Below are 6,053 nucleotides of genomic sequence, written 5' to 3'. Positions count from 1 at the left end.
CTCGGTTAATTAAGGCTCGGTTATAGGATGACCAATTGGTTGTACGGTAGATTTTAGAGGCAGGCTTATTCATTTTGAAATTATATTGCTGAATAAGCTTTTGATGCTAGGTTTGTGCAACAAAGCCCTTGGCTTACCATTTTTTACATTGAATTAATCTGTAACAGGTTATAGGTTGGAGAATTCTGAAAAATGCGTAGAGTAGATATTAAGTCGAAACTCTATCGGCTTTTAATTAATTTAAAGCAAATAGTAAGGAGTTACACCATGGCTAATAATCAACAGCAAGACCAACAGAAACAGCAACAACAGCAAAACCAACAAGGTACGCAAGATCAACAGCGTCAGCAAAACAACCAGCAAAACCCAAACCAGCAACAAAATAACCAGCAGCAACAACAGCCGCAGGGACAGAATAACTAACAACAGCGCGATCAGCAACAACAACAGCAGCCACAGCGTAATCAGCAAAAAAACCAGCAATCTCAACAAGATCTGGAATAATCAACAGAACTAGCAGCCATAATAGAATTAACTAGCAGCGTGGGTATGATTCATAAGATCTGCCAAAACTGTAGCGTTAATTCTGTTTAAGCTGTACGTTCATAAAAAAACCGCCTGAATCAGGCAGTTTTTTTAGGGTAAAAATTTGGTTATAGACGTTAATCAGTATGAATTAACACTGGATATTGGCTTTCTGCTTATAAAAGCTTAAGGCATTGTCTAAATCTGTAAGCAGTCCTTTTTCTGTATATTCCTGAGGCATAAGTTTTAATAAAGCCGGCATATAACGAGTTTTATATTCTTTAGGATATTGTTCACAGAGTATGCGTGTTCTTTCTTCTGGACTAATACTGGAAGAATCTAGTTTGTCCAGATAAGCACTGAGTTGATTATCTGATTGTTCAAATTGGGCTTTGAGGGCTTGATCAGGTTCCGCTGAACTGTCGGCTTGCTGCTTTTGGCAGCCACTTATTGTCAGACTTATCAATAAAGTAATCAGTATACGATTTATCATGATGTCAAAATCTTGTTATTTGTCATATCAAAAATTATAGAGAGAAATAGCCAAAAAGAAAGCAGTCATCTACCAACTTTAGAAGAAGTCAAAAATTCCTGATATTCACATACAGTACAGCAACAGGGAATTTTATCCTAAAAAATGAACAAATTTATTGTTATGCATATTGATCTAAAGTGTCCATCTGTTTTCTCTTAAGCATAAAATTTAACGAATAAAATATATTTTGCCTAAATTAAAGCCATTCAATTAAGAAAAGTAACGCTTATTGCACATTTAGAAACATAGCCTCTATATATCACACACAGATTGACTGCTGGGCCAGTGATATCTTGGCTTCATTCCAAGAACTTAATGAAAATAATTAGAAAATCAGCACATTATAAAGCCTGCTTAATTTAGGAGAGTTAAGCAGGCTTTTTCTTGTTTATAAACACGGATTGCTCAATGAGAGCTTTTTACTTTAATTATTCTCTTTCACATAAGTTTTCATATACAACATAAAGCCTGAAAATTCTCTCAAGAGTGAAACATGAATAGATGGTATTTATATATCTCTTTTTATAAAAAGACAGGGCAAAGCTATGATGAGATGTATATGTGCATTTGGCATGGGCGTGATGGTAGGTTGTTGTTTTAAATCTTGCAAAGAAAAAATGTGTCATATGATGGGCAATGATCATTGTAAGAAGGATCAAAAGACTAAAAGTGAAGAGCCTGCACGAACTTAAATGCCAAAAACTTAACTTTGCTTGAATTGTGAAATGTATTCAGGCGGTTAAGTTATTACTCAGGTCGTGATCCGATTATTCCGTATCGAGTTATTGAGTCTTAAAATCAATACAAGCTTAATCACTGATTAAGCTTGTTACATTCAGGAGAAAAGCATGATCCAGTTTATATTTTGTTTATTTGGCCTTCATGGTGCGACTGAAATCAATTACACCTGTGATCATGAAGAGGTGAAAGAGTGTCGTGATTGCTTGAAAGATATTGAATAATGTTCCAATTCACCGGATGTATTAATGAAGCTCAATCCCCGTTCAATCATCACTTGGCGGGGGGGTTGTTTGTGGGTGAAATTTTTATAATAAAAATCCAAGATAACGATTGAACTCAACTGGATTTAAATGATACGGGTCACAATCTATACTTTATAAGATTATGATTTAAATAGGATTACATGACGATAAATGATTAAAATTGAGAACTAAAATAGCCGGATAAGAATATATTGCAAAATGCGATAATTTATATATACTAGAAATATAGCAAAATGCGATAAAATATATGCATGTGATCACCCACGCTCGAATTCTTGAAGCAACGCAAAAGTGGCCACAGGCTGGAACGGCATTAGATGGTTGGTATCGACTGATGAAGGCCAATCATCCTAAGGATTTTGCTGAAATGAAGAGACTCTTTCCCGCAGTAGATAAGGTTGGAAAGTTTCATGTATTCGATATCGGTGGAAACAAGCTTCGGCTGATTGCTGTGGTGATGTATCAGGCAAAACGCGTTTATATTCGCCATGTCTTGTCTCACCATGAATATGATAAAGGTCATTGGAAGGAAGGTTAGAATGAATGCAATGATTAAACAGGCCGTTGATCACTGGCGTTATGTTGCACCATTGCTCAGCAAGCCGGAAAATGAGGATGACTTTCATACACTAACTGAAGCCCTAGATGAGCTTTTGGACATTGTCGGTGATGATGAATCACATCCTTTAATGGGGCTTATTCATCAACTGGGTGATCTGGTTTCGGCGTATGAGCATGAACATCTACCCATGCCAGAAGGTGATGGACGAACGGCCTTGGCCTTGTTGATGGAGCAACACGGGCTTAGTCAAGCAGACTTGTCTGATGTCGCGACACAATCAGTAATTTCAGAAATATTGAATGGCAAACGTCAGCTGAATATCCGTCATATCAAGGCCTTGTCTGAGCGCTTTGATGTATCGGCAGATACTTTCTTTTAATCGATGCCCGCCTAAGCTGATATTTCCATGCTGTGCTGTCTAATCAGGTAGCGCTGCTCATTTGATTATTTAAATTTCAAGTGTCGTGAAAGGTGAGAGCGCCTCCAGAAAAGTTTGCTTTTCTAAAAAGTGAATGTGAAACATAAATAATATTGATGTTTAGGATCAGATGTCATATTTATTTCTTAATGGATCGATAAAGGAGATACACATGACCAATAAATCAGAGCAAGAATCAAATCCGCAAAAAGAATCTAATGATGATAAAGGCAATCAGGATTCGTATAAGGGCGTGAAGCCAGAGAAAAAACCCAATGCAGAACCGGAAAATCCATTGAGAGAACAAAAATAGCTCTTTCACATTTTAAAAGCCCTAACTTGCTTTAGGGCTTTTAGTTTTTCGACAACCGGTGATCTCTGGGTTTCGCTCTAAACTCATCTCTCATTTCAAAGAAAAACTCATGAGCTTGTTCATGATCGCAGCATAACCAATCATGGCGTGATTCTTCAGGAATTACAATAATCGAGCGCTTCTCGTCATCTGGATGGTGGAACTGTTTCATCAATAGGTGTTGATCGGAATTTATAGTCAGCATCGAAAAGGACCTGATTTTTTCACCCTCAATGAGCACATCATCATAAATGGCTGCAACGGTAAAAGGGTTGCCATCTTCACGTGAAATACCAAACCAGTGCGGTTTTCCATCGATATATTTAGGTTCATAGAAAGTATCCACGGGCACTAAAGCAAACTGGTTATTTTTCCAGGCATGTCGAAAACTTGGCTTGGACGCTATTGTTTCAGTTCGGGCATTGTAAGTATGTCGACCATATTTTAATTCTTTCGCCCAAAAGGGAATCAGTCCGAAACGTGCAATATCTAACTCAAACCCCTCAGCACCTCGCATCATGATAGGAGCAGGTGCTAAGGGGTAAACATGTGATTTCATGTTCAATTCAAGTTGTTCTGCATGAAGATCTAATAAAGAGAGCTGACTTTTTGAGGGGAATTCATAGTTTGAACACATGACCGACCTCTTTGCTTAGCATTCTGATCTGCGATAACAATTAAACTATAAGAATGATGACCTCAAAACAATTCGAAATCGTAAATGTAGTTGGGTCTGGAAACGGAATTTTTATGGTGAATATGAATGTAATTTTTCGCCAATGGATGAAAAATAATCTTCGATAAAATGAGCGCCCAGATTCCATTGCTATAGTTTTATTTCCAGTTTTGCCTCCTTTGCCTGAAGGAGCTATCTTTTGCGGAGAAAGGTCATGCTGCATTTTATCTTTTGTTTATTCGGTCTTCATGGTGTCACAGAAATCGAATGCCAAGCGGATGGTAAAGAAGTGAAAGTATGTCGTGACTGCTTGAAAGAAGAAAGGGTTACATAAACGGTAAGAAAAGCTTAAACATTCTTATCACTATTAATTCAGAATAGGCATTCACAATAAAACTCATAATTTTAGAGAATACAGAATGCCTAGAAATAATTATTTACCCGCTCTAGAACAAGTTTATGAGTTTTTAAAAGAACGTCCTAGCTTTAAAGAGAAAAGTGAGTTTGATAAGTCAGTAGAGTATTTTAGAACGCTGCACGAAGGAGAGCCTCAGGAATTTAGAGTCCAAGCATTCCATAACATTAGTGGTAAATTTGGAAATAAAGAAATACTGAGCATAAGTTCTGCACCTAAATTTACGGATAAAAACAGCTTCCTTAATTGGGTTGATATGCACATCAACAATTAGACTTTGACGTTCAAACAGCTTATCTAATGGTCAGCTTTGTTATTTTCTACCCATACATTAATTAACATGGAGTACAAAAAACACTCTAAATTGGGTTGGAAAACTACACATTTGAATGCTAATTTTTGTATTCAAATCTGACAGTTAATGAGGTGAGCAATGAAGTTGTTGACTTTGTTTGGTGTAGGCGTAGCCGCAAGCTATTGTTATAAATCTATGAAAAATGGCAAGCTCGCTCTTTCCAGACCAAATTTTGATGAAAGTGTAAAACAATTTGTACTGCAAGAATTCGCAGCTTGTAAGAATTAGATCTATTGGATTAAAGAGCTCATCATAGGATGGGCTTTTTTATTTCTCAGGCTTTTATGGAAAATGTTTATCTTTTGAATGCAAAAAGCCTATCAGGGAGATAGGCTTCTTTTATTAATTCAACATAATATTATGAGTTTTTCTTATCCGCCTGATTTTTTTGATCATTTTGCTCTTTGGTTATAGGAGCTGGCTCTCCTTGATTCGGTTTTTGCTCTTGCTCATTTGGCTTGGGTTTGTTCTCAGTCGCATTATTAGAAAATTGATTGAAAGACGCTTTTTGAGCAGTATTTGTATTAACTAACATAAGTTTCTCAATTTTAATTGTCGAAGATTCGACCTGCCTAAAATGGCATATTAAAAGCACTTACAATGAGATGATTTAGAGATGCGAGTGTAGCGATATGTAGGATTTCGAGATTTATATCTTATTCATATTTCGGCATATTTTTGAATTATGGTGCAGGTAGATGATTTGTCTACTAAAGTGCGAAGTCAATGGAATTATCGGATATTGCTTCGATACCTAAACTCCACAATGAGTATTTTAGTTCTAAAAATAGGCCTCTTAAATAGAGGATTGAAGATTTTAAATCAGTGGCTTAGCTATTTGGAGAGAAGATTTAAAGCGTGTTTTTATTTCAAAAGTATTCAATATTCCCGTAACTTTGCTTTATTAAGTATCAAAGGTGAATTGAAATAACTCCTTCTTAAAAATATTCCCATTTTTATCCGAGGTTGCTCTATAAAAATAGATTCATGTTTTACGCATTGTAAATGCCTTTCAATATTGATTTTTTACTTTAGCCACATTTAGCCATAAACTTACGAAAATTTCGTGCCTTAGGGTGCACTCTACAAATTTTTTTAAAATATATTTTCTGTGGATTTGTAGACCTTTGAACAGCAAGTAAGGGCAATTCAATGCAATATGACGCAACTATTAGTATTTATAAGCCATTGAAGATGCAAGGGAATACAAT

Annotated in this window: 8 protein-coding genes; 5 read left to right on the top strand and 3 right to left on the bottom strand. The window is 36.1% G+C overall.

Annotated features, from left to right (window positions below; genetic code table 11):
* Positions 1 to 267: 267 nt before the first annotated feature.
* Complete coding sequence (locus FTU82_RS10515; protein WP_257221966.1) at positions 268 to 423, top strand: hypothetical protein; 156 nt, start codon at positions 268 to 270, stop codon at positions 421 to 423.
* 253 nt (positions 424 to 676) lie between these two features.
* Here the strand turns inward: FTU82_RS10515 and FTU82_RS10510 are convergent, their stop codons facing one another.
* On the bottom strand, positions 677 to 1,018 hold the full coding sequence (locus FTU82_RS10510) for a hypothetical protein (RefSeq protein ID WP_005096809.1): 342 nt from the start codon (positions 1,016 to 1,018) through the stop codon (positions 677 to 679).
* Between the two features lie 1,293 nt (positions 1,019 to 2,311).
* On the opposite strand from FTU82_RS10510, the gene FTU82_RS10505 reads away from it, so the two are divergent.
* From FTU82_RS10505 to FTU82_RS10495, 3 genes are all read left to right on the top strand, one after another.
* Positions 2,312 to 2,602: a type II toxin-antitoxin system HigB family toxin gene (locus tag FTU82_RS10505; protein ID WP_100328667.1), complete on the top strand. Its 291-nt coding sequence runs from the start codon at positions 2,312 to 2,314 to the stop codon at positions 2,600 to 2,602.
* Between the two features lies 1 nt (position 2,603).
* The gene (locus tag FTU82_RS10500; protein WP_005096813.1) at positions 2,604 to 3,005 is read left to right on the top strand and encodes a type II toxin-antitoxin system HigA family antitoxin; all 402 of its coding nucleotides are present in this window, start codon (positions 2,604 to 2,606) and stop codon (positions 3,003 to 3,005) included.
* Between the two features lie 211 nt (positions 3,006 to 3,216).
* Positions 3,217 to 3,357: a hypothetical protein gene (locus tag FTU82_RS10495; protein WP_005096816.1), complete on the top strand. Its 141-nt coding sequence runs from the start codon at positions 3,217 to 3,219 to the stop codon at positions 3,355 to 3,357.
* A 40-nt stretch (positions 3,358 to 3,397) separates the two neighbouring features.
* On the opposite strand, the gene FTU82_RS10490 is transcribed toward FTU82_RS10495, so the two are convergent.
* A complete protein-coding gene (locus tag FTU82_RS10490; protein ID WP_074382826.1) occupies positions 3,398 to 4,033 on the bottom strand; it encodes an SOS response-associated peptidase in 636 nt (211 codons plus the stop codon).
* A 458-nt stretch (positions 4,034 to 4,491) separates the two neighbouring features.
* On the opposite strand from FTU82_RS10490, the gene FTU82_RS10485 reads away from it, so the two are divergent.
* Positions 4,492 to 4,761, top strand: a complete 270-nt coding sequence (locus tag FTU82_RS10485) for a hypothetical protein (protein ID WP_100328666.1) — start codon at positions 4,492 to 4,494, stop codon at positions 4,759 to 4,761.
* Between the two features lie 439 nt (positions 4,762 to 5,200).
* Here the strand turns inward: FTU82_RS10485 and FTU82_RS10480 are convergent, their stop codons facing one another.
* The gene (locus FTU82_RS10480; protein WP_005096822.1) at positions 5,201 to 5,377 is read right to left on the bottom strand and encodes a hypothetical protein; all 177 of its coding nucleotides are present in this window, start codon (positions 5,375 to 5,377) and stop codon (positions 5,201 to 5,203) included.
* Between the last annotated feature and the right edge of the window lie 676 nt (positions 5,378 to 6,053).

The organism is Acinetobacter sp. YH12151 (genome assembly GCF_013418355.1).
GTDB lineage: Bacteria > Pseudomonadota > Gammaproteobacteria > Pseudomonadales > Moraxellaceae > Acinetobacter > Acinetobacter pseudolwoffii.
The sequence above is the reverse complement of the archived record's forward strand: the minus strand, read 5'-3'. Positions and strand labels throughout refer to the sequence as shown.